Origin of the sequence: Brevibacillus sp. HB2.2 (assembly GCF_013284275.1) — a bacterium.
Lineage (GTDB): Bacteria > Bacillota > Bacilli > Brevibacillales > Brevibacillaceae > Brevibacillus > Brevibacillus brevis_D.
The window spans coordinates 1-1,513 of record NZ_JABSUV010000092.1 but is presented as its reverse complement, the minus strand read 5'-3'; the positions used below and the strand labels follow the sequence as shown (position 1 = coordinate 1,513).

The window sequence follows — 1,513 nt, the reverse complement described above, 5'->3', positions numbered from 1 at the left end:
ATCCGAAGCACTCGGAAGCTTTTTGCAAGAAACAACGGGAGCTTCGATCGTACCTGTTTCACGGGAAGGTCATCTGCCATTGTCCTTTGCGCAGCAGCGTCTGTGGTTCCTGGATCGCCTGATGCCAGACAGTGCTTTGTATAACATTCCGTCAGCCATGCGATTGCATGGGGATCTGAATATCGAGGCGTGGAACAAGAGCTTGCAGGTACTGATCCAGCGTCACGAAAGCTTGCGGACAACCTTTGACCACGTAGATGGTCAAGCTGTACAAATCATTCACCCTTACCAAGAGCAGTCGCTACGCGTAATCGACTTGCGGGAGCTACCAGCAGACGAGTGCGAAGCAGAAACACAGCGCTTGGCAGGAATCGAGGCAGCTACGCCATTTACCCTGAGCGAAGGTCCGTTGTTCCGTACCACCTTGATTCGCGTAAGCGAGCAAGAGGCCGTCTTCTTATTTAACATGCACCATATCATTTTCGATGGCTGGTCAATCGGTATTTTCATCAAAGAAATGAGAGCCCTGTACGAAGCATTTGTTTACGAAAAAGAACCTGGATTAGCCGATCTGACATTGCAGTACGCGGATTACGCTGTATGGCAACGGAAGTGGATGGAAGAAGATGTGCTTACGCGACAGCTAGCGTACTGGAAAGAAAAGCTAGTCGATGCCGAACCACTATTGGTTTTGCCGACAGATCGTCCGCGTCCATCCGTTCAAAGCCATGCTGGCGCGATGTATACCTTTACGCTTTCAGCTGAACTGTTAGAAAAATTGAGTGTGCTCAGCCGTGAAGAAGGATCGACGCTGTTCATGACCTTGCTGGCTGCCTTCCAAACTATGCTCTACCGCTACAGTGGACAGGAAGACATCCTCGTCGGAAGCCCGGTTGCAGGACGAAATCGAGAGGAGATCGAGTCACTCATCGGTTTCTTCATTAATACAATGGTGCTCCGTACGGATATGTCAGGGGAACCGACATTCCGTGACTTACTGGCAAGAGTGAAGGAGACAGCGCTAGAAGCCTATGCTCATCAGGACTTACCGTTTGAAAAATTGGTCGATGAACTAGCGCTAGAGCGTAGTCTCAGCTACTCGCCACTGTTCCAGGTGATGTTTGTCCTCCAGAACTTCCAGCTAGATTTAGACGAAAAGGCTGGCATTCGCGTATCGGAATTCGATATGGACAAACACCTCGTCACGGCCAAGTTCGACCTGACGTTGACGATGGCTGAAAGACCAAACGGGTTGATTGCGACATTTGAGTACAATACAGCGCTGTTTGATGAAACGACGATCGTGCGTATGTCCCAGCACTTCCATCACTTACTCGAAGCCATCGTTCAGATGCCGGAGCAGACCATTGCCCAATTGCAGCTTTTGCCTCAGGCAGAACGAGAGCAGCTGCTGGTGGAATGGAACAACACCACGACGGCTTACCCACGAGATCAACGCGTGGATCAATTGTTCCAGCAGACCGCGATGCGTTTCCCGAATCAAATTGCAGTG

Annotated in this window: 1 protein-coding gene; it reads left to right on the top strand. The window is 50.4% G+C overall.

The window, feature by feature from the left end; translation table 11 throughout:
• On the top strand, positions 1-1,513 hold a 1,513-nt coding region (locus tag HP401_RS29415), incomplete at both ends, for a condensation domain-containing protein (protein WP_254457239.1).